Source organism: Pseudomonas sp. JS425, assembly GCF_018223845.1.
Lineage (GTDB): Bacteria > Pseudomonadota > Gammaproteobacteria > Pseudomonadales > Pseudomonadaceae > Aquipseudomonas > Aquipseudomonas asiatica.
The window spans coordinates 2,872,024-2,892,773 of record NZ_CP073661.1 but is presented as its reverse complement, the minus strand read 5'-3'; the positions used below and the strand labels follow the sequence as shown (position 1 = coordinate 2,892,773).

Here is a 20,750-nt window from a genome sequence, read left to right as displayed (position 1 = left end):
TTGCCCTCGGCCGGGCCCGCGCGAAGGGGCCCGGCTTTGGTTACCAGTCTTGTCCCGGACCGCCTTCCATGCCACGGCCTGTTATCATCAAGCACAGTTGCATGACGATTTAATGGCAAAAGGGATGTTTTCGTGAAGAACCTGTCAGACCACCCACGTACCCGGCTTGTCGCCCTGGCGACCCTGGTACTGGTGATCCCACTGGGTACGCGCGCCATGCTGGGTTGGTCCAACCCGCTCGGTTACCTGTCCGACCTCGCACTCGGCAGCCTGCTGGTCTTGCTGCTGCACCGTCGGCCGTGGTGGTTGGCGCTCCCCGTATTGCTGGCCTGGGCGGCCCTCTGGGTGGCTTCGGCCGAACTGGTCAGCGCGGTCGGCCGTTTGCCCACCAGCGCTGACCTGACATACCTGCTCGACCCGCAGTTCATGGAAAACTCGACCGGTGGCGGCCTGGCCCATGCCTGGCTGCCCTGGATCATGGGCACCGGCCTGCTGGGCTGGCTGGCCATCGCCTGGCGCAGCCGTAGCCAACGCAGCCAACCGCTGCCACGCAAGGCCTGGGCCATTCCGCTGCTGCTGTTTGGCGCCCATTGGGGCAGCCAGCAACTGGTACCTTCCGACGCCGACCAATGGCGGCAATACAACCTCACCCACCAGTTGCTTTCGGCCGGGGCCGGCAACCTGCAGCGCCAGGTCGAAGGCTGGATGGGCCGCACACAAACCTTCACCCCTCTGGCCAGTACCGGCCTGACCCAGTCCGACCTGCATGGCCAGCGGCTGCTCGCCGGGCCAGGCAACGCCCGCAACCTGCTGATCATCACCGTGGAAGGCATCCCCGGGGCCTACCTGCGGCCCAACCGCCAGGCCCTGCACAGTCGCTTCGACGAAGAGCTGATGCCAAAGCTCAGCCAGTGGGCCGAGCGCGGCATGAACACCCCGGACTACGTGCTGCATACCCACCAGACCATCCGTGGCCTTTACGCGATGCTCTGCGGTGACTATGACAAGCTGGCCAACGGCACGCCCAAGGGCATGGAACTGCTGACCCAGAACGAACGCAACCAGGCCTGCCTGCCAGCGCAGTTGCGCCAGGCCGGCTTCACTACCCACTACCTGCAGGGTGCCGGCCTGCGCTTCATGGCCAAGGACCGCATCATGCCGCACATCGGCTTTGACTCGGTGCACGGCCAGGAGTGGTTCCGCAACAAGAACTACCTGGACTTCCCCTGGGGCAAGGATGATCGCTCCTTCTTCGAGGGTGCGCTGGACTACGTCGGCCAGCTGCAAAAGCAGGACAAGCCATGGATGCTGACCCTGCTCACCGTGGGCACCCACCAGCCCTACTCGGCGCCGTTCGAGTACATGGAGCGCTACGACACGCCGAAACAGGCGGCAGTCGCCTACCTGGACGATGCACTCGGTGCATTTCTCGACAACCTCGAACGCCAGGGTGTACTCAAGGACACCCTGGTGGTAGTGACTTCGGACGAGTCCCACGGCATCGACGGTGTGCGCCTGGCCTCGTCCTGGGGCTTCAACCTCACCCTGGCGCCGGAGCAGGCGCAGTTGCCACGGATCAAGCGGGGCACCTACGGCCATATCGACCTGGCCACCTCGCTGCTCGACTACTTTGCGCTGCCCATCCCCATGGCGCTCGGCGGTCGCTCGCTGTACCGCGATTACGACAGCGGTCGTGAAATGATCTCCTACACCAACGGCATGCTGCGCTATCACGACGGCCGGGGTGTGTTCACCGAATGCGACTTCCAGCAGCGCTGCCGGCGTTACGCCAGCGAGGGCTTCATCACCGACCAGGCACGTTACCTTGGCCCCGGCGACAACCTGCTGGGCCAGCAGATCGGTGCCCTCGCCGGGGTGCTCGACCAGTCCCTGCTGCAGACACCGCTCAACCTGCGTTACCAGTTCGGCGGCCCATCGCCGATCCAGCTGCGCAAGCGCATCAAAGATGACTGGGCCGACAACCTGATCGGCGCCCAGTACCTGGAAATGCCCGAGGGTTCGCATACCCGCGTACGGGTCAAGGTACGTTCACTGGACCCCAAGCGCGCAGCCTATATCCAGCTCAAGGCCAAGCAGCTGGAGCAGGACGTACCGCTGGGCTTGCCTTACGAAGTGAAAGTCACTGCCGACGAGCCGCTGGAGATGGAGTTCAGCTTCGACAACCCGACAGCGCGCAAGGCGTTTTCCTTCCATTTGCTGGGCTATGGTGGTGGCCAGGTGGAAATCAGCGACTTCAGTGTGATAACCGCACTGCCAGGGGAAGACGAAGCAGCGGATGAGCTGACCGAAGGGCATATCGCCCATTCGGGCTGAACGGTACCACTCATCGCCGGGCCGCCGCGACCTGTCGATTCAACCCGCCCGTGCTCGACTAGTGTGTGAATCCCCCCAATGTGGAGATAACACCATGAGCACGAGCGAAAGCAGGCACCCGGTGGTTTCCCGCAGCCAGTGGCTGGCGGCCCGCCGGCAGCTGTGGCTGCACGAAAAGGCCTTCACCCACCACCGCGACGCGCTGTCCGCAGCCCGTCGCGCCCTGCCCTGGGTCAAGGTGGAGCACGACTATCGCTTCCAGGGACCGGACGGCGAACTGAGCCTGGCCGACCTGTTCGCAGGCCGCAGCCAACTGCTGGTTTACCACTTCATGTTCGCCGAAGGCTGGAGCGAAGGTTGCCACGGCTGCTCATTCCTGGCCGACCACTTTGACGGCGCCAACCTGCACCTGGCCCATCACGACGTGTCGCTGGTGGCGGTGTCGCGTGCGCCGTATGCCGAGTTCCAGGCATTCCGCCGGCGCATGGGCTGGCAGTTCCCCTGGTATTCGTCACATGGCAGCGGCTTCAACGAGGACTTTGGCGTCAGCGTCGGCAGCGAGGGCCAGCGGCAGTACAACTATGAGCCATATGAGGGCGATGAAAGCGAGCTTCCCGGGCTGAGTGCGTTCTACCGCGAGCAGGACGGCAGCGTGTACCACACCTACTCGACCTATGCCCGCGGGCTGGACATCCTGGTCAACACCTACAACTTCCTCGACATCGCGCCACTGGGGCGCAACGAGGCCGGGACCATGGACTGGGTGCGGCACCATGACCGTTATGACGGGCAGCCGGATAAACCTCACTGCTGCCATACATAACGTGAGGCAACATATATCCCTGTGGGAGCGGCTTTAGCCGCGAAGAAGCCAACGCGGTGGGTGGCACCGGCTGCGCCGGTGTTCGCGGGTAAACCCGCTCCCACAGGAATTGCGCCATGGTCAAGACTGCGTTCAACCCGTTACATCACCCGCGCACACCCAGCATCCCGCGCTCGACGATGAAGTCGATCACCGCCTGCAGCCCCTCGCCCTTCTTCAGGTTGCTGAAGGTCCATGGCCGCTGCGGGCGCATGCGCTGGGTATCGCGCTCCATCACTTCCAGCGAAGCCCCCACATAGGGCGCCAGGTCGGTCTTGTTGATCACCAGGAAGTCCGACTTGGTAATCCCTGGTCCACCCTTGCGCGGGATCTTCTCGCCTTCGGCCACGTCGATCACGTAGATAGTCAGGTCGGCCAGCTCAGGGCTGAAGGTGGCACTCAGGTTGTCACCGCCGCTTTCGACAAAGATCACCTCGAGGTTGCCAAATTTGCGCGCCAGTGCTTCGACCGCCGCCAGGTTCATCGAGGCGTCTTCACGTATCGCCGTGTGCGGGCAGCCGCCGGTTTCCACGCCGACGATGCGCTCCGGCTCGAGGGCCCCGGCTTCGGTCAGGATGCGCTGGTCTTCCTTGGTGTAGATATCGTTGGTGACCACTGCGATCTGGTAATGGTCGCGCATGGCCTTGCACAAGGCTTCGAGCAGCGCCGTCTTGCCGGAGCCGACCGGGCCGCCGACACCGACGCGCAGGGGTTGTTGATAGCTTTGCATGCAGGCAGTCCTCAGGAACGGAACAAACGGGTGTATTGGGTTTCGTGTCGCGATGAGGCAATGGCCAGCAACGGCAGGCCGCCGCCAAGCTGGTCATCGCCCAGGCCCAGTGCCTGGTCGAGGGCCGCGGGCAGCCCTGCCCCCAGGTCGCGCAGCAAGGTCTGGGCGGCCTGCTGGCCGAACGGCACCAGCTTGACCCCGGCCATTACCGCGCCCTCCAGCCAGGCAAAACCATGGCCCAGGGCCAACTGGCGCAGAGGGATCGCCCAATGCGCAGCCAGCCAGGCCATACCGCCCAGCTGGGTGAGTTCGAGGCTGGCCCGCCAGGCCGGCGCCTGGCCCAGTTGCCAGCCGTCCAGCAGCCGTGCCAGCGCCGCGCCGCGCTGCTGTTCTTCCAGGCGCAGCTCGGCGGTTTCACGGTTGGCCAGCAGAAAGCGGCTCCAGTGGCAGAAGGCTTCGGCGTCCTCGGCCTGGCAGGCGTGGTACAAGCGCGCCAGCACCGGCCAGTCGAGGCAGGCCAGGGTGTCGTCGATCTGCTCGCGCTGCCAGGCAGCGAAACCATCTACGTCCCGTACCCAGCCCGCCTCGACCGCCCATTCCAGGCCTTGCGAGTAGGTGAAGCCACCCACCGGCAAGCCAGGGCTGGCCAGCTGCAGCAGGCGCAACAGCGCCAGGTCGCTGTCCATCAACCAGCCAGTACCAGCGCGGCGCCGGCCAGCAGGCCGCCGCCAAAGGCCTTCTGCAGGCCGCTATGCCTGCGCAACAGGCAACCGACCGCAAAGCCGGCCGCCAGCAACAGGCCGCTGACCGTGACGAAGCCGGCGCTGAACTGCCAGAACGCGCTTGGCGTGGCTTCCACGCCATGGGCCCAGCCATGGAACAGGGCGAACACCGGCATGGCCATTGCCAGCAGCAGCTGGCGGCTGGGCAGCAGCACTGCACCCGCAGCCACCAGCAGCGACAGGGCGATCAGGGTTTCCATACCCAGTACATCGCCGAACAGGTGGCCGCACACCGCGCCGCCAAACATCGCCGCCAGGGTTGCCAGGGGTAGCGTCAGGTTGCGCCGGGTCAGCGCGGCGAGCACACCGGTGCCCAGCAGCATCAGCAGGTGGTCAAGACCGGTCAGCGGGTGCAGCAGGCCGTCCTGCAGCGGGTTGGCGTCGTGCCCGGGGTGGGCGAAGGCAGGCAGAGCCAGCATCAGCAGAAACAGGGCGAAAGTCTTTTTCATCGGTTGCTCCAGGCAGTTCAGGAATGGGCAGGCAGGCGCACGAACGGGTGATCGTGGCCGTGGGTGTGGCTATGGCTGTGGCTGTGCGGTGCGCTCTGATAGGCGCCCGCTTCAGGCTCGAACGGTGCCTGTTCGGCCTCTACCGTCAGGCCCAGGCCACGCAACATGTCGTCCAGCACGTGGTCGTGCTGGAAGCGCAACAGGCCGGGTTCGATCTGCAGCGGTACATGGCGGTTGCCCAGGTGATAGGCGGCGCGGGCCAGCAGGTGCGGGTCGGTGCAACGCACCGTGGACACCGCCTCGGGCGCTGCCAGCACGCGGATCAGCTGGGTGCCCTCGGCATCGGCCAGCAGTTCGCCTCCGCGCAGCAGGTGGCCGCGTTCGAGCATCAGCCCGGCCTCGCGACCATCATCCAGGGTCACCCGCAGGCGGCTCTTGATGCGGCTGTCCACGTCCAGGGTAACGGTGCCGGTTTCGCCCAGCGTGCCGGGCTCGGTGATACGGCGGGTCAAGACAATCATCGGTGCTCCTTCAGAACAGGAAGTAACGCTGGGCCAGCGGCAGTTCGCGGGCCGGTTCGCAGACCAGCAGTTCACCGTCGGCACGCACCTGGTAGGTCTGCGCATCGACCTCGATCAGCGGCTGCAAAGTGTTGTGGACCATGTCGGGCTTGCGCACCCGGCGGCAGCCGTGGGCCACGCCGATCAGGCTGCGCAGGTTCAACTCCTCGGCCACGCCACGGTCCATCGCCGCCTGGGGCAGGAAGGTCATGCGCGTGGCATGCCGCGCCGCGCCCAGGGCGCCGAACATCGGGCGGTAATGCACCGGTTGCGGCGTGGGGATGGAACCGTTGATGTCCCCCATGGGCGCGGTGACGATCATTCCGCCCTTGATCACCAGGGCCGGCTTGACCGCAAAGAACGCCGGCGCCCACAGCACCAGGTCGGCCAGTTTGCCAACTTCCACCGAGCCCACTTCGTGGCCGATGCCGTGGGTCAGTGCCGGGTTGATGGTGTACTTGGCGATGTAGCGCTTGACCCGGAAGTTGTCGCTGTAGCTGGTGTCCGGCGCCAGTGGCCCGCGGCGCAGCTTCATCTGGTGGGCCACCTGCCAGGTGCGCAGCACCACCTCGCCAACCCGGCCCATGGCCTGGGAGTCGGACGAAGTCATGGCAAAGGCGCCCATGTCGTGGAGAATGTCCTCGGCGGCGATGGTTTCGCGGCGGATGCGCGACTCGGCAAAGGCCACGTCTTCGGCGATGCTCGGGTCCAGGTGGTGGCAAACCATGAGCATGTCCAGGTGCTCGTCCACGGTGTTGACCGTGTACGGCAGGGTCGGGTTGGTCGAGGAAGGCAACACGTTGGCCTGGCCTGCCGCGCGGATGATGTCCGGGGCGTGACCGCCACCAGCACCCTCGGTGTGGAAGGTGTGGATGGTGCGGTCGCCGATCGCCGACAGGGTGTCTTCGATGCAGCCGGACTCGTTGAGGGTGTCGGTGTGGATCGCCACCTGGATGTCCATTTCCTCGGCCACGCCCAGGCAGCAGTCGATGGCTGCTGGTGTCGAACCCCAGTCTTCGTGCAGCTTGAGGCCCACGGCGCCGGCTGCGATCTGCTCGCGCAGCGCTTCCGGCCGCGAGGCGTTGCCCTTGCCCAGCAAGCCGATGTTGATCGGCAGGCTGTCGGCAGCCTGGAGCATGCGCGCCAGGTACCAGGGGCCGGGCGTGCAGGTGGTGGCGTTGGTGCCGGTGGCTGGCCCGGTACCGCCGCCGATGAAGGTGGTGACACCGCTGTTCAGCGCCTCGTCCACCTGCTGCGGGCAGATGAAGTGGATGTGCGAGTCGACACCACCGGCGGTGACGATCTTGCCCTCGGCCGCGATCACCTCGGTGCCGGGGCCCACCGGCACGTTCACGCCCGGCTGCACATCGGGGTTGCCAGCCTTGCCGATCACCGCGATACGCCCGTGCTTGATGCCGATATCGGCCTTGACGATGCCCCAGTGGTCGATGATCAGGGCGTTGGTCAGTACCAGGTCCATGGCTTCGGCAGCCAGCATCTGGCCCTGCCCCATGCCATCGCGGATGACCTTGCCGCCACCGAACTTTACCTCTTCGCCATAGATGGTGAAGTCGTGCTCCACCTCGACCCACAGCGCGGTGTCGGCCAGGCGCACGCGGTCGCCCACGGTGGGGCCGAACATGTCGGCATAGGCCTGGCGGGAAATGCGGCTCATGCCCTGCCCTCCAGCGCGCCCATCACCTTGCCCTGGAAGCCGTAGACCTCGCGCTTGCCGGCGTATGCCACCAGTTGCACGGTACGCGCCTGACCAGGCTCGAAGCGCACGGCGGTACCCGCGGGGATGTCCAGACGAAAGCCCAGCGTAGGCGCGCGCTCGAACACCAGCGCCTCGTTGACTTCGTAAAAGTGGTAGTGCGAGCCGACCTGCACCGGCCGGTCGCCATGGTTGGCCACGCTGACGCTTACTGTCGCGCGGCCGCTGTTCAGCTCGATGTCGCCGGCGGCGACCTGGATTTCACCTGGGATCATGCGGGGCTCCTGGGCAATTTCAAACGATGGGGTCATGCACGGTCACCAGCTTGGTGCCATCCGGGAAGGTCGCTTCAACCTGCACGTCGTGGAGCATTTCGGCGATGCCAGGCATTACCTGCTCGCGGCTCAATACTTCACGCCCCAGGCTCATCAGCTCGGCGACGGTGCGGCCATCACGGGCGCCTTCGAGCACGGCGGCACTGATCAACGCCACCGCTTCCGGGTAGTTGAGTTTCAGGCCACGGGCCAGGCGCCGCTCCGCCAGCAGCGCGGCGGTGAACAGCAGCAGTTTGTCTTTCTCTCTCGGGGTCAGCTCCATGGCGCTCTCTCAGGTGGCCCAGATACGCGGCGGGCAGGCCGGCAGGCCGAGGACGGCCGGGCGCAGCACATGCCACAGGCGTTGCAGGGTGCGTTGCAGGTGTTGGTTGTCATGGTCGAGCACGCGAATCACCAGCAACGACCCGAGCAGGGTCGCGCCGGCCGGGTTGGCCATCTCGTCGAGCAGCGGGCGCACCAGATCCAGCACGGCCTGGTCGGCGGGTGCGGCGCAGAAGGTGGCCAGCAGCGGATGCCCGCCAAGCTTGCTCAGGCGCCCGCCTTCGACGCGCAGGCGCTCGTGCAGGCCCACTTCGTCGGGCAGTTCGATGTGCAAGCGGCTGTCGAGGGCTCCGTGATCGAACCGTTCGCTCATCACCGGGCGCCCCAGGCACAGGGTTTCCCAGGCCAGCAGGCGCGCCCCCGTTTCGAGGGTGAAACGGCTGTCGAGGCTGGCGCGGGCGCCGGAGAAGAAGATGCTGTCCTGCGGCAGCCACTCCAGGGTGCTGTCGGCGCCCAGGTGAAAACGCTGGACCAGCCGCGCGGTCGGGCCGATGCTGCGGTAGAACTTGCTGGCGCCGGGCATGGTCAGCAGCGCGTGGCTGCCCGGCTCCAGCTGGATATCCAGCTCCAGGCGGTCGCCAGCGACGATCCCTCCGGGCGGGTGCAGCACGTAGACATGGCACGGTGCACCTTCGGGATAGAATGGCCGCTGCACCAAAAGAGGTCCGAAATGCCGCCACGCACCAAGGCGGGTCACCTTGTCGCGTTTGACGAAGCGCAACTGCAGGTGAGCGCTCCAGCCGGCATCGTCGTGTTGTTGTTCGATCTGCTCCGCGAGCGACATCCTGCGGCCCCTGAAATCCGTGGCCTGCTGGCCGTTTAGAGTGGCAGGCACGCACGGCTATGGCGTGCGCGCCCTGACCACTCGATCAAATTCGCAGGCTGGATATAGCAGGTTGCGGGCCAACTCCGCAGGTGGACGAAGATGAAGGATTTGCCATGGCCGCTCTGGCATCGGGCATAGAGGGAGATGGCGCACAAGACAGGGGCGTGCTTCGGCCCTGTTTCGGTGCTGGGATCCCAAGGCAAAAATTACCCGATGCTGCGACACGGCCTCTGTGGGAGCGGGTTTACCCGCGAAGAATCCAACCCAGTGCATGGCACGGGCTTCGCCCGTGTTCGCGGGTGAACCCGCTTGTATGGTTAGACTTGAAGGGGTGGTGGGACTAAATGCCCGATTCTGACTGTTCACAGCAGTACAGACCGTGGGAGACATCGCCCCACCCCTTCCACCAAAGCGCCGATAAAGAATGCATCGTTTGCAAGCGACGATAGAAACAAGCCAGCGCCTCTTGGTGAAACCCCTTCAAGCCGAAAAACCATAACGTGAGGAGCGGCCCATGGCAATGCAGGTAGGTAAGTTGATCGTGGGTGCGGATGTCGCGAAAGCTGAGCTGGTTATCCACCACGATGATCGCGACGAGATCATCAGGCTCAAAAACTCCAAACTCGAGATCAGAAGGTGGCTCAAGCAACAACCCCTCAACACCGCTATCGCTGTTGAGGCGACCAACGTCTATCACTTGGACCTGGTTGAATTGGCCCACAGCCTAGGCTTCGAGGTCTATGTCATCGATGGTTTTCAATTGAGCAACTACCGGAAGAGTGTTGGGGGACGGGTTAAAACCGACCCCTCCGATGCTCGGTTGCTGTCCCGTTTTTTAAAAAATGAAGGCGAGGACCTTCGCCCTTGGAGCCCGCCTCCCGCTGTCTACGGCAAGCTTCAGAGCCTCTTGCGACGCAGAGCCGCCTTGGTGACTGCTCGTACTGCAATGACTCAGAGCTGGGCTAACGAAAGCCTTTTGAAAGCCGCCTTCGAAACTTTTGTGAAGTCGATAGATCGGCTGGATCAGTTGATTCAAAAGAAGATTAAAGAAGTACTGCGAGACGCTGGGCTGCAGGAACAAGTCGCTCGCTGCCAGGCAGTAGAGGGCATTGGTTTTCTCACCGCCGCAGCATTGGTGATGGCTTTTACAAGGGGCGAGTTCAAAAGCAGTGACTCGTACATTGCATTCCTAGGAATGGATTTACGAGTCAGTGATTCCGGACAGAAGAATGGGCGACGTCGCCTCACCAAGCGAGGTTGTTCAGAAATTCGTCGCTTATTGCACAACGCTGCGATGGCGGCCAGCAGATCGGCAGCCTGGAAAGGGCTTTACGAACAGCATCGGAGCAGTGGTAAAGCAACAACCCAAGCGTTGGTAATCCTGGCAAGAAAGCTCGCGCGGGTGGCATTCGCCCTGATGAAAAATCAGGACGAATACGTCACTAAAGGCGCGAAACTGGCTTGCTGAAAACCATAGAATCTCCCACAGAACTGCACAGAACTCATTGAATTAGCAGGGACTCTGTAGGAGTGGCTTTAGCCGCGAACACCGGCGCAGCCGGTGCCATGCACCGCGTTGGATTCTTCGCGGCTAAAGCCGCTCCCACAGGGTACGCGTACTGCTTGCGGATTCAGTTCTCTACGCGACAGCGCAGCCCAAAGGACTGGGCGATTTCCCACAGGGTTAGAGCAAGCCCTTTATACAGCGACAAGGCCTCAGTAATCGAAGCGGTCCACCGCACGCCGGCGTTCGTTGTCGTCACGCCGGTCATAGATGGCGGTGGTCTGGATATTGGCGTGATGCGCCAGCTTCTGGGCAATGGACAGGTCGTGCTCTTCGATCACCCGGGTGATGAACGCGCGACGGAAGTCGTGCGGCATGATCTTCACGCCCACCTGCGCACCACGCTGGCGGGCGATGTAGTAAATGGCATGCTTGGTGATACGCGCCCGGGTTATATGGTTGCCACGGCGGATGCGGTTGAACAGGAACGGGTCGTCTTCGGCCCCTGCGGGCAAGTCCTGGCGGCGAAGGTCCAGCCACGCCTGCAACTTCTCGAACGCCCATGGCGGGGCGTACTTGATCAACTGGCGGTTGCCCTTGCCCAGCACCTGCAGGCTGCGCGCCTCGAAGTCGACCTGGTCCAGGTCGATGTCCACCGATTCCGACTTGCGCATGCCGGTGCCGTACAGCAAGGCGATGATGGCCGCGTCACGCACACCCTGCGGCCGTGAGTCGGCCGCGCACACATCCATCAGCTCGCGAATCAGGCTGCGGCGCAGGTTGCGCCCCGGCGGCAGGCGGCTGCCGGTGGCCGGCTTGACTTCGCGAATGCGCAGCAACTGCTCGTGATCGATCAGGCCCTGGCGCCAGGCTTCGTTCATCACACCGCGAATGGCGTTGACGTACAGCGACGAGCTGTTGGGGGCGTAACCATCCGCACGCAGCGCCGCCACCAGGGCGATCACATGGCCGGGCTCGAGCCGATGCCAGGGCACATCGACGATATTGCAGTCGACAAAACCCAGCCGATCGGCGGCGTCCTGAAGGATGTAGCGCATGGTTTGCTGGCTGGATGGGGCCAGGCGGGCCATGTACTGCAGCAGCGGATTTTTCGAGAGGTCGGACAAAACGTGAATCCTGTAGCGAAGCGTTGGCCAGCGGCGAACCGGCCAGACCCTGAAGCAAGTCAATACGACATACAAACAGGTCCAAATAACAGCGGAATACACATGTCATTCGGACCCGGAGAAGTGCCATCACCTTGATATACAAGGGGTTCGGAGCTGGCACGGATCGTGATCTTACCCCAATTGAGCCCACTGAACGAACGAAGGTCAGCCATGCTTGTGCAGCCGATCGATTCACGCCCACGCCAGGCCGTCTGGGGCCTGGGTTTCCGCCCATTCTTCTTGGGTGGCAGTTTGTTTGCGCTGCTCGCCTTGCTGTTGTGGGGCGGCGTACTGGCCGGTGCGCTGGAGCCCACGCCCCCCGGCGGCATGCTCGCCTGGCACCGCCACGAAATGCTCTATGGCTTTGCTGCCGCCATCATCGCGGGTTTCCTGCTGACCGCCGTGCAGAACTGGAGCGGCATCCCAGGCTTGAACGGGCGCGCGCTACAGGGCTTGTTCCTGCTTTGGCTGCTGGGCCGGGTGAGCTGGTTCCTGCCACTACCGGGCAGCGTGCTGGTAGTGATCGAGGGCAGCTTCCTGCCGCTGGTGGGGCTGGCGCTGGCACGGCCGATCGTGCAGCGGCGCTTGCGTAACAACTACCCGATCGTCGGCCTGGTGCTGTTGATCGCCGCCTGCCAGTGGCTGACCCTGGTCGGCTGGCTGCGCCAGGACGAATTGTGGCAGCGCCGCGGGGTGTTTGCCGGGTTGTGGCTGGTGGCCGCGATGATGACCGTGCTTGGCGGGCGGGTGATCCCGTTCTTTACCCGGCGCGGCCTGGGCAACATGGCACCGGCCCCTGCCCGCCCCTGGCTGGACCGGGCCTGCCTGCTGCTGAGCGTGGCGGTACCGCTGGCCTTTGCTTCGGGTTTGGCCGATACGCCGCGTATCGGCCTGGCCGTGCTGTTCGGCACCTTGTTTGCCCTGCATACAGCCCGCCTGGCCTTGTGGCATGACCGCGGCCTGTGGCGTGTGCCCCTGCTGTGGTCGCTGCATCTGGCCTATGCCTGGATTGCCATTGCCTGCCTGGGCATGGCGCTGTGGCATGCCGGGGTGGCGCTGGGCCCGAGCCTGGTGACCCACGCCCTGACCGTGGGCGCCATGAGCGGCTTGATCCTGGCGATGATGGCACGGGTCAGCCTGGGCCACACCGGCAGGCCGCTGCAGGTGCCGACCAGCATTGCCTGGGCCTTTGCCTTGATCCAACTGGCGACGCTGGCGCGGGTGGTGCTGCCGCTGTTCACGCCGCTGGGGGTGAGCCTTTCGGTGGTGTGCTGGAGCCTGGCGCTGCTGCTGTTCCTGCGCCACTACCTGCCCATCCTGCTGCGGCCACGGGCTGACGGTATGCCGGGCTAGCCTTGATGCCTAGATTGGGGCCGCTTTGCGGCCCATCGCCGGGGCCGCGTTAACCTCCCGGCGCCGGCCACCACCCCGGGAACATCTGCTGCACTCGGGGTTCGGCGAAGCGCTCGTCGATCAAGACCAGAACTCCACGGTCCTGGTCGCCCCGGATGACCCGGCCTGCCGCCTGGATAACCTTGCGCACGCCCGGGTAGAGATAGGCGTAATCGAACCCCGCACCAAACTGCCGCCCCAGGCGCTGCTTGAACTGCTCGTTGACCGGGTTGACCTGGGGTAGCCCGAGGGTGGCGACAAACGCGCCGATCAGCCGTGTGCCCGGCAAGTCCACCCCCTCCCCGAATGCACCACCCAGCACCGCAAAGCCCACCCCACGGCCATCCGCCACAAAGCGATCGAGAAAGCCCTGGCGGGCCGCTTCGTCCATGCCCGGTTCCTGGGCCCACATGGGTATCTGTGGATGCCGCTCGGCCAGCAGCCCGGCCACCTGTTGCAGGTACTCGAAACTGCTGAAGAACGCCAGGTAATTACCCGGCATCCGCTCGTACTGCCGGGCAATCAGCTCGACGATCGGCGCCAGCGAAGCCTGGCGTTGCTGGTAGCGGGTGGATACGTGGCTGGCAATGCGCACCTCCAGCTGTTCGGCGCGAAACGGCGCGGCCACTTCCAGCCAGGCGGTATCGACCGGCATGCCCAGCAGGTCGCTGTAGAAATGCCGTGGGCTCAGGGTGGCGGAGAACAGCGTCACGCTGCGCGCCGCCTGCATGCGTGGGCCCAACAGGCGCGCCGGGGTGACATTGCGCAGGCACAGGGTCGCCAGCCGCCGCTTGCGTGGCCCCTGGCGCTGGCTGATGTCGAACAGGAAGTGCTCGTCGAACAGCTCGGCGACCCGGCTGAACTGCAACGCCTGGTAGAAGAACTGCAGCACCTGCGGGTCCATTTGCGCGGGTGCCTGGTTCATCTGTTCCTGGATCAGCCCGATGCATTGCTGCAGGGCACGCAGCAAAGCATCTGGCAGCGACTCGCTGGCCTGGTACGGCGCGCGCTGCTCCTTGTAGAGGGCGTTCCACTGCCGGTTCAGCCGGTCCAGCGCACTAACCAGCCCAGGCGGTTTGCTCTGGCGCAGGGCCTGCAACTGCCCCTGGTCGAGGCTGGCGCTGTACATGCCGCGGCCGCGCTCGACCAGGTTGTGCGCCTCATCCACCAGCACCGCGACCCGCCACTGGTTGGCCTGGGTCAGGCCGAACAACAAGGCATGGGCATCGAAGTAGTAGTTGTAATCAGCCACCAGCACGTCTACCCAGCGCGCCATCTCCTGGCCCAGGTAATACGGGCATACCTGGTGCGCCAATGCCACTTCGCGCAGCTGGGCGCGGTCAAGCATGGGCAACGCTGCCGCCGCAGCGCGCGCGGCCGGCAGGCGGTCGTAGAAGCCTGCGGCCAAGGGGCAGGATTCGCCATGGCAGGCCTTGTCGGGGTGCTCGCAGGCTTTGTCGCGGGCGATCAGCTCCAGCGTGCGCAAGGCCGGCTGCGGCGTGGCATGGGTGATCTGGCGCATGGCATCCAGGGCCAGGGCCCGGCCCGGGGTCTTGGCGGTGAGAAAGAACAGCTTGTCCAGTTGCTGCGGCACCATGGCCTTGAGCAGGGGGAACAAGGTACCGAGGGTCTTGCCAATTCCGGTACTGGCCTGGGCCATCAGGCAACGGCCGGTACTCACGGCCTTGTACAGGGTTTCCGCCAGTTGTCGCTGGCCCTGGCGGAACGCCGGATAGGGGAAGCCCAGCGCTTGCAGGCCCTGGTTACGCTCGGCCAGGCGCTGCTCCTGCTCTTGTGCCCAAGCCAGAAAGCGTTGGCACTGGGTTTCGAAGAAGGCCTGCAGTTCGGCTGCCGTGCAGTGTTCACTGATCAGCGTCTGGCCATCGCTGTCCACGTCCAGGTACACCAGCGCCACCTCGATGTCCGGCAGTTGCCGAGCCTGGCACATCAACCAGCCATAGACCTTGGCCTGCGCCCAGTGCAACTGGCGATGGTTGGCCGGCTGGCGCGACAGGTCGCCACGGTGGGTCTTGATCTCTTCCAGGCGGTTGCAGGTGGGGTCGTAACCGTCGGCGCGGCCACGCACTTTCAGGGTTTCGAACTGGCCTTCGAGGGTAATTTCCGACTCGTAGCCCGCGGCGCGTCGCGCCACCACGCGCCGATGCCCTTCGATCCCCTCCTGAGCGGTGGGTGATGGGGTGAAGCGCAGGTCCAGGTCGCCTACCTTGGCGCTGAACTCGCACAAGGCCCGTACCGCCACGCTATAGCTCAAGGCGTTTCGCTCCAGCGTACATGGCACACCGCGACAGGCAAACCGTGCGCCCGGCAGAACTCCAGCCAGCGCAGCTGGTTGTCCTGCAGGCGGTCGCCGGGCCCCTTGACCTCGACCATGCGGTAGCGGCCCTGTTCGGGCCAGAACTGGATCAGGTCGGGCATGCCGGCGCGGTTGTTTCGGATGTCCTGCAGCAGGCGCAGGAAGCACTGTTTCAAATGGGCCGCCGGCAGGCAGGCCAGGGCTTGCTCAAGCAACTCTTCGCTGAGCACGGACCAGAACACGAACGGCGACTGCAGGCCTTGCTTGGCGGTGTAGCAGTCGAGAATCGCGCTGTGATGGCTGCCATCGTCGAGTCGCCCCAGGCAACGGTCGAACAGAGCACTGCGGCGTTGCTGGAAATCACCGTCGTGCAGGTCCTGCGGGGCGGCCTGGAATGGGTTGAAGAAGGCGCCAGGCACCGGGGCGAAGATCGCCTCCCAGCACAGCAGGCCGAACAGGCTGTTGAACAGCGTGTTCTCCACGTAATGCACCGGCCCACCGGCTTCGGCCAGGTACTGGCGTACCGCCTCCTCCACGCCCAGCGCTGCCTGTTCCCGGGGCAGCTCCAGCTCGATCAGTTCCAGCGGCGCGACACGCTGGCGCCGCTGTGGCGGGCCACCGAGCTTGCGTGCCAGGCGTGGCAACATGCGTTCCAGCGCCTGCACTTCCAGGGCGTTGGCCGGTGCCGCGGCCAGTTGCAGCGCCAGCGCATGGGCTTGGTGCCACTGCTCGCTGCGCTCCAGCACCCGCACCTGGCGGATGCGCGCCTGGGCGTGGCTGCACTGCGTGTACACAGCCATGGCCTGCGCCCAGTCGCCCAGACGCTCGCATTGCTGGCCCAAGGCGAATTGCAGGCGCGCATGGCGCCGGGCCAGCCATGGGTTGTCGCTGTGCAGGCCCTGCATGGCTGCCAGGATCGCCTGCGGGTCGTCGCCTTGCTCAAGGCGCTCGGCGCAACTGTGCAAGGCCATGGCCAGGTCGACTTCGGCACGTTGTTGAAGGGCACGCGAATCGGGGCTGAACGGCACCTGTTCGTAGCGCAACAAGCCAAGGTCGGCGAGGACGAAGTCCGACCAGTCCTGGTACAGGTTGCCGAAGAACAGCAGGCGCATGCGGTCGCACAAGGGTTGCAGGCACCAATGGAGGATGCGCATGCCGCTGTCCGGGAACCACTCGACCAGTGAACGGGCTTGCAGGCCCAGAGGTTGCAGCTGTGCAAGCAGGTCATGCTTGGCGGCGCGAGGGCGGCTCAGCTGTGGGGCAAAACAACGGGCAAATTCGTCCTTGCGCAACAGGGCGAACAGTTGCTCCAGTTCCAGTTGCGCGGGCTCCCGTACCCAGCCGAGGGCCAGCAACGGCTGCAGGGCCTGCCCGGTATCGCCGATTTCGGCATAGTCAAGGCGGTCGCTGCGAAACAGCTCGCCCTTGCGCATGACCATGCGCACCATCAGGGCCTGTGCCGGGGCGTCCAGTTGGCCGAAGGTGCGGATGAAAGCGAGTTCCTGGTCGTCGAGCAGGTCTTCGTAGCGCTGTTCGACCCACAGCAGCACCTGGCGGAAGTTGTGCAGGTAGTAGAACGGGTCGTCGACGGAATGGGCGATCACGGGCTGGGGTCAGGCGGCTGGAATGGATACTGGTTATACATACAGACCAGTATGCCTGGCAAGTGCCGTGGGTCGCTCAACAATTGGCTATCGGCTTGGGGGCTGCCTTGCGTCGCGATTGGGGCGCAAAGCGCCCCCCCGGAATTCACACCTGTTCCGTCGCCCCGATTATCTCCGCCGCCTTGACCTTGGCACTGCCAATCGGCGCCTGCAGCAGCAGGAAGTAGGCCACCGCCGAACACAGCGCCACTACCGCACTGATCATGAACGCCGTGGTGAACGAGCCCGAATACTGGATGCTGAAGCCGGTGACGATCGGCGCCACCGAGCCGGCAATGTAGCCGCCGAAGTTCTGGATCGAGCCAAACGAGGCCACGCGCTGGCTGTCGACGATGGTGTTGACGATCATCCAGGCGGTGGCACTGGCCATGTTGATGCTGAACAGCGCCAGGCACAGCAGGATGATGCAACCGGTCAGGCCGGTGACGAACGACAGCGGCAAAGTGAACAGCGCCGCCAGCACCAGGCCGGTGATGACACTGAACTTGCGGCTGGCCAGCACGCTCATGCCGCGCTTGACCAGCAAGTCGCAGAAGCGCCCGGCAACGATCGTGCCCGCTGCGCCAAAGCCATAGGCCAGCGACACTACCCAGGCAGTCTTGTACAGGTCCAGGCCGTGCTCACGCTCGAAGTAGCCAGGCAGCCAGGTCAGGTGCAGCCAGAGCATGTAGATCACGCCCATGAAGCCGAGCACCGCGCCCCAGGTACTGCGGTGCTTGAACAGGTCGAGCCAGCCGGCGAAGTACGAGGCCTTCGGCGCATGTGCAGTGGCTGCAGGCACCTGCTGCCCACTCGGCAACGGCTTGCCCTCGGCAGCAAGCTCCGCCAGGTAACGTGCCTTGCTTTTGTAGAAGGTCAGCCAGCACAGCGCCAGCACCACGCCGATCACACCGGTGATGATGAACATGCCGCGCCAGCCGAAGTTGACCATGAACAGCGTCAGCAAGGGTGGCGCCAGGCACGGGCCGAGGCAGGTCGAGGACCAGACCACGCCGGTCGGGGTACCGCGTTCATTGGCATCGAACCACTCCGACAGGGCCTTGGCCGCCGACGGGAACATAGGCGCCTCGCCAATCCCCAGCAGCACCCGCAGGCCCATGAAGCCGGCGAAGCTGTTGACCATGCCGAACGCTGCCTGGGCCAACGACCAGCCCAGCAGCGAAGCGCCGAGGGCGATCTTGCTGCCCAGACGGTCGATGATCATGCCCATCGGCAGCTGGGCAAAGGCATAGGCAATGGAGAACGCCGACAACAGGATGCCCATCTGCGACGGGCTGATCATCATGTCTTTCTGGATCGAGGTGTTGGCGATCGACAGTGCACTACGGTCCAGGTAGTTGACGATGCCGATCAACAGCAGGAACACGACGGTGATGCGTTGGTACTTCTTCATAGGGTTCATGTGATGACCTTTATTATTATTGTTGCCGCGCTGTCAGCGCCTTGGCGGTCCTTCGTTCAAGCTGCGCCCTCCCTGACGCAGCGCGCCGCTCAAGGCTGGCGCGCGGTGGTTGCAACTTCCAGCAGCCCGCGTCGGCCGAGGCTGTCGATCAGCGCACGCAGGCCAAAGTGCCACTGCGGTGCCAGGTCGCTGGTGGTCACGCGGTTGCACAGGGTACCCAGTTGCGGGTTGCTGATGCTCACCACATCGCCCGGCTTGTGGGTGAAGCCGTTGCCCGGTTGGTCGCGGTCCTGCTTGGGGGCGAACAAGGTACCGAGGAACAGCACCAGGCCGTCGGGGTACTGATGGTTCTCGTTGAGGGTTTGCTGCACAAGGTCCTGCGGGTCGCGGCTGATCTGGCGCATGGAGCTGCGGCCGGCGAGGATGAAACCGTCTTCGCCCACCACCTGCAAGTCCACCTCGGCGGCGCGCACGTCGTCCAGGCCGAAACTTTCGTCGAACAGGCGCAGCAGCGGGCCAACCGCGGTGGAGGCATTGTTGTCCTTGGCTTTGGACAGCAGCAAGGCGCTACGGCCTTCGAAGTCGCGCAGGTTGACGTCGTTGCCGAGCATCGCACCCTTGATGCGACCATCACTCGACACCGCGAGCACCACTTCCGGCTCGGGGTTGTTCCAGCTCGACTTGGGGTGGATACCGATGTCGGCGCCGTGGCCGACCGCCGACAGCGGCTGGGCCTTGGTGAACACCTCGGCATCCGGGCCAATACCCACTTCCAGGTACTGCGACCACAGGCCCTGCTCCACCAGCACCTTGCGCAGCGCCTCGGCCTGGGCCGAGCCCGGCACGATCTGCGACAGGTCGGCGCCGATGCGGCTGGCCAGGGTGTCACGGATGGCATCGGCCTTGGCCGGGTCGCCCTTGGCCTGCTCTTCGACCACGCGCTCCAGCAGGCTGGTGGCGAAGGTCACCCCAGCGGCCTTCACCGCCTGCAGGTCGATGGGTGCCAGCAGCCATGGCTGGCGCGGGTCGCGTCGGGCCGGGTCACTGTTGCCCAGCAAGGCTGGCAGCCCGATCAGTGGCTCGGCCAGCGGCAGGCCGCGCAGGTAGGCCACCGGGTCGGCCAACTCCAGCAGGGCCGAGACGGTGGCTACATGGGCGCTGATGTCGTGCACGGCACCGGCCTTCACCAGTACCACCGCAGGGCCCTGCTCCGGCAGCCAGACCCGCCCTACCCAACTGCCGCTGTCGAACGCGCTGGCATCGTGATTCAGTGGCAGCGGTCGCTTGCCGTTCGCTCGATCAGTCATGTGTGTACCCTTACTGTCATTCATTGGGAAAGTGCCGGCAGTTGCAGCTGCCCGGCCAGGCGGTCAAGGTCGGCCACCAGCTGTGACGAAAGGCTTGCGCCCTGCTCCAGGGCCTGGCGGCGCAAGGCAAGGCCAGCCTGCCCAGGCAGGCGCACCGGGCGCTCGGGGTCGAGTGGCCGGCTGGCCAGGACCAGCCGGCCGAGGAAGCTGGTTTCGTCGGTGAACGCTTGCAGGCCGCCGAAGAAACGCGGGTCGATGACCACGGCGGTGGCCGAGGCACCCCACTGGTCTGGTGCGTCCTTGCGGCCATGGCCGGCCAGCCCCGAGGTCAGGGCTTCTACCAGCAGCGCCAGGGCGAAACCTTTGTGGCCGAAAGCCTGGCCACCCAAGGGCAGGATGCTGCCTTGCGGGCTGGTGAAGAAGTCGCGCGGGTCGTCGCTCAGTTGCCCGTCATTGCTCACCAGCACCGGGTGCGGCAGGCGGCTGCCGGCGTCGCGGCACTGGCCGACCAGGCCGAGGGTGACGGTGGACATGCTCACGTCCAGCAGAATCGGCTCGCCCTGGGTCGGGATGCCCGCGGCAATCGGGTTGGGGGTGTACACCGGGTCGACGCCACCATGGGCGCAGACCAGCCCTACCGACGGGTCCGAGGAATACAGCATGGCTACCAGGCCCTGGTCGGTGTAAGGCTTGAGGTAGGCTGCCAGGCAGCCGATATGCGCGGCACGGCGCACAACGGCGATACCGATACCCTGCAAAGTGGCGCCCTTTGCCGCGCAGTCCAGAGCACGGCTGACGCAGTACGGCCCCAACACGTAGTGGCCATCGAACAGGCTGGAAATGCCACTGTCCGACACCTGCTCCAGTACCTGAGCGCGGGCCTTGACCTGGCCGCCGAGCATGCCGTCGATGTAGCGGCTGACCAGATTCAGGCCATGGGTGCGATGGCCCAGCAATTCGCCTTCGAGCAGTACCCGGGTCACTACCTGGGCGACTTCGGCGTCGGCGCCGGCCTTTTCGAACAGCCGCTCGACGAAGGTGGTGAGCGTTTGCACGTTGTAATGTGTGGCTTGAGTCATTGCGGT

18 protein-coding genes are annotated in these 20,750 nt (G+C 64.9%); 4 read left to right on the top strand and 14 right to left on the bottom strand.

Going from position 1 to position 20,750, the window contains the following annotated elements:
- Window positions 1–132 precede the first annotated feature (132 nt).
- Complete coding sequence (locus KDB76_RS13410) at window positions 133–2,334, top strand: LTA synthase family protein (protein ID WP_024087026.1); 2,202 nt, start codon at window positions 133–135, stop codon at window positions 2,332–2,334.
- A gap of 94 nt (window positions 2,335–2,428) precedes the next feature.
- Window positions 2,429–3,157, top strand: a complete 729-nt coding sequence (locus tag KDB76_RS13405; RefSeq protein ID WP_023660795.1) for a thioredoxin family protein — start codon at window positions 2,429–2,431, stop codon at window positions 3,155–3,157.
- A 145-nt stretch (window positions 3,158–3,302) separates the two neighbouring features.
- Here KDB76_RS13405 and ureG read toward each other — a convergent pair whose 3' ends face one another.
- The 8 genes from ureG to KDB76_RS13365 are packed head-to-tail and all read right to left on the bottom strand — an operon-like array spanning window position 3,303 to window position 8,871.
- Window positions 3,303–3,926 (bottom strand): urease accessory protein UreG, encoded by a 624-nt coding sequence (ureG, locus tag KDB76_RS13400; protein WP_010953755.1) that lies wholly within the window; start codon window positions 3,924–3,926, stop codon window positions 3,303–3,305.
- Between the two features lie 11 nt (window positions 3,927–3,937).
- Window positions 3,938–4,612, bottom strand: a complete 675-nt coding sequence (locus KDB76_RS13395; protein WP_013972452.1) for an urease accessory UreF family protein — start codon at window positions 4,610–4,612, stop codon at window positions 3,938–3,940.
- The gene (locus KDB76_RS13390) at window positions 4,612–5,157 is read right to left on the bottom strand and encodes a HupE/UreJ family protein (protein WP_023663411.1); all 546 of its coding nucleotides are present in this window, start codon (window positions 5,155–5,157) and stop codon (window positions 4,612–4,614) included. The genes KDB76_RS13395 and KDB76_RS13390 overlap by 1 nt, the downstream gene beginning before the upstream one ends.
- Window positions 5,158–5,174: 17 nt before the next feature.
- Window positions 5,175–5,678 carry an urease accessory protein UreE gene (gene ureE, locus KDB76_RS13385; protein ID WP_024087024.1) on the bottom strand — a complete coding sequence of 168 codons (504 nt, stop codon included), beginning with the start codon at window positions 5,676–5,678 and terminating at the stop codon, window positions 5,175–5,177.
- A 10-nt stretch (window positions 5,679–5,688) separates the two neighbouring features.
- Window positions 5,689–7,392: an urease subunit alpha gene (gene ureC / locus KDB76_RS13380; protein WP_038409585.1), complete on the bottom strand. Its 1,704-nt coding sequence runs from the start codon at window positions 7,390–7,392 to the stop codon at window positions 5,689–5,691.
- Window positions 7,389–7,706: an urease subunit beta gene (locus KDB76_RS13375; protein ID WP_015270155.1), complete on the bottom strand. Its 318-nt coding sequence runs from the start codon at window positions 7,704–7,706 to the stop codon at window positions 7,389–7,391. Before KDB76_RS13375 ends, ureC begins: the two co-directional genes overlap by 4 nt.
- 19 nt (window positions 7,707–7,725) lie before the next feature.
- The gene (locus KDB76_RS13370) at window positions 7,726–8,028 is read right to left on the bottom strand and encodes an urease subunit gamma (protein ID WP_003256923.1); all 303 of its coding nucleotides are present in this window, start codon (window positions 8,026–8,028) and stop codon (window positions 7,726–7,728) included.
- 9 nt (window positions 8,029–8,037) lie between these two features.
- Window positions 8,038–8,871 carry an urease accessory protein UreD gene (locus KDB76_RS13365; protein WP_013972447.1) on the bottom strand — a complete coding sequence of 278 codons (834 nt, stop codon included), beginning with the start codon at window positions 8,869–8,871 and terminating at the stop codon, window positions 8,038–8,040.
- A 556-nt stretch (window positions 8,872–9,427) separates the two neighbouring features.
- Between KDB76_RS13365 and KDB76_RS13360 the strand changes: the two genes are divergently transcribed.
- Window positions 9,428–10,381, top strand: coding sequence for an IS110 family transposase (locus KDB76_RS13360; RefSeq protein ID WP_013970314.1), 954 nt, complete (start codon window positions 9,428–9,430; stop codon window positions 10,379–10,381).
- 248 nt (window positions 10,382–10,629) lie between these two features.
- Here KDB76_RS13360 and KDB76_RS13355 read toward each other — a convergent pair whose 3' ends face one another.
- Window positions 10,630–11,544 carry a tyrosine-type recombinase/integrase gene (locus KDB76_RS13355; protein WP_038409584.1) on the bottom strand — a complete coding sequence of 305 codons (915 nt, stop codon included), beginning with the start codon at window positions 11,542–11,544 and terminating at the stop codon, window positions 10,630–10,632.
- A gap of 213 nt (window positions 11,545–11,757) precedes the next feature.
- Here KDB76_RS13355 and KDB76_RS13350 point away from each other — a divergent pair, with 213 nt between their 5' ends.
- Window positions 11,758–12,939, top strand: a complete 1,182-nt coding sequence (locus tag KDB76_RS13350; RefSeq protein WP_038409578.1) for an NnrS family protein — start codon at window positions 11,758–11,760, stop codon at window positions 12,937–12,939.
- Between the two features lie 49 nt (window positions 12,940–12,988).
- Here KDB76_RS13350 and KDB76_RS13345 read toward each other — a convergent pair whose 3' ends face one another.
- From KDB76_RS13345 to KDB76_RS13325, 5 genes are all read right to left on the bottom strand, one after another.
- Window positions 12,989–15,250, bottom strand: a complete 2,262-nt coding sequence (locus KDB76_RS13345; protein WP_038409577.1) for an ATP-dependent DNA helicase — start codon at window positions 15,248–15,250, stop codon at window positions 12,989–12,991.
- A complete protein-coding gene (locus KDB76_RS13340) occupies window positions 15,247–16,896 on the bottom strand; it encodes a VRR-NUC domain-containing protein (RefSeq protein ID WP_038409575.1) in 1,650 nt (549 codons plus the stop codon). The genes KDB76_RS13345 and KDB76_RS13340 overlap by 4 nt, the downstream gene beginning before the upstream one ends.
- Window positions 16,897–17,041: 145 nt before the next feature.
- Entirely contained in the window at window positions 17,042–18,349 is a 1,308-nt protein-coding gene (locus KDB76_RS13335; protein WP_013972442.1) for an MFS transporter, read from the bottom strand.
- A 98-nt stretch (window positions 18,350–18,447) separates the two neighbouring features.
- Complete coding sequence (locus KDB76_RS13330; protein WP_038409573.1) at window positions 18,448–19,665, bottom strand: fumarylacetoacetate hydrolase family protein; 1,218 nt, start codon at window positions 19,663–19,665, stop codon at window positions 18,448–18,450.
- A gap of 20 nt (window positions 19,666–19,685) precedes the next feature.
- On the bottom strand, window positions 19,686–20,744 hold the full coding sequence (locus KDB76_RS13325; protein WP_013972440.1) for an Ldh family oxidoreductase: 1,059 nt from the start codon (window positions 20,742–20,744) through the stop codon (window positions 19,686–19,688).
- Window positions 20,745–20,750: the final 6 nt, after the last annotated feature.

Bases quoted from the DNA above. Each gene is read 5' to 3' on its own strand.
- KDB76_RS13405 (WP_023660795.1), top strand. From the start codon at position 2,429: ATGAGCACGAGCGAAAGCAGGCACCCGGTGGTTTCCCGCAGCCAGTGG.
- ureG (WP_010953755.1), bottom strand. From the start codon at position 3,926: ATGCAAAGCTATCAACAACCCCTGCGCGTCGGTGTCGGCGGCCCGGTC.
- KDB76_RS13395 (WP_013972452.1), bottom strand. From the start codon at position 4,612: ATGGACAGCGACCTGGCGCTGTTGCGCCTGCTGCAGCTGGCCAGCCCT.
- KDB76_RS13390 (WP_023663411.1), bottom strand. From the start codon at position 5,157: ATGAAAAAGACTTTCGCCCTGTTTCTGCTGATGCTGGCTCTGCCTGCC.
- ureE (WP_024087024.1), bottom strand. From the start codon at position 5,678: ATGATTGTCTTGACCCGCCGTATCACCGAGCCCGGCACGCTGGGCGAA.
- ureC (WP_038409585.1), bottom strand. From the start codon at position 7,392: ATGAGCCGCATTTCCCGCCAGGCCTATGCCGACATGTTCGGCCCCACC.
- KDB76_RS13375 (WP_015270155.1), bottom strand. From the start codon at position 7,706: ATGATCCCAGGTGAAATCCAGGTCGCCGCCGGCGACATCGAGCTGAAC.
- KDB76_RS13370 (WP_003256923.1), bottom strand. From the start codon at position 8,028: ATGGAGCTGACCCCGAGAGAGAAAGACAAACTGCTGCTGTTCACCGCC.
- KDB76_RS13365 (WP_013972447.1), bottom strand. From the start codon at position 8,871: ATGTCGCTCGCGGAGCAGATCGAACAACAACACGACGATGCCGGCTGG.
- KDB76_RS13360 (WP_013970314.1), top strand. From the start codon at position 9,428: ATGGCAATGCAGGTAGGTAAGTTGATCGTGGGTGCGGATGTCGCGAAA.
- KDB76_RS13350 (WP_038409578.1), top strand. From the start codon at position 11,758: ATGCTTGTGCAGCCGATCGATTCACGCCCACGCCAGGCCGTCTGGGGC.
- KDB76_RS13335 (WP_013972442.1), bottom strand. From the start codon at position 18,349: ATGAAGAAGTACCAACGCATCACCGTCGTGTTCCTGCTGTTGATCGGC.
- KDB76_RS13330 (WP_038409573.1), bottom strand. From the start codon at position 19,665: ATGACTGATCGAGCGAACGGCAAGCGACCGCTGCCACTGAATCACGAT.
- KDB76_RS13325 (WP_013972440.1), bottom strand. From the start codon at position 20,744: ATGACTCAAGCCACACATTACAACGTGCAAACGCTCACCACCTTCGTC.